General features: G+C 54.1%; 1 tRNA gene. It reads right to left on the reverse strand.

The features are described 5' to 3' along the window. A tRNA-Gly gene (locus tag NA986_RS24445) sits at positions 1–76 on the reverse strand. Between the last annotated feature and the right edge of the window lie 133 nt (positions 77–209).

Here is a 209-nt window from a genome sequence, read left to right on the forward strand (position 1 = left end):
TGGAGCGGGAAACGAGACTCGAACTCGCGACCCCGACCTTGGCAAGGTCGTGCTCTACCAACTGAGCTATTCCCGCATAATCTTCGTCTTTCGAACCGCTACTGCGTTGGCTGCCTTCACTCGCCTGAGTCACTTACTTCAGTAAGCTCCTGAGGACTCATTCAGTTGCCGCCTTGTCGCAATTCGAAATCCTGCGATTGGTGGTCTGT

Source organism: Salmonella sp. NW177, from assembly GCF_051811585.1.
Classification (GTDB): Bacteria; Pseudomonadota; Gammaproteobacteria; order Enterobacterales; family Enterobacteriaceae; genus Salmonella; species Salmonella enterica.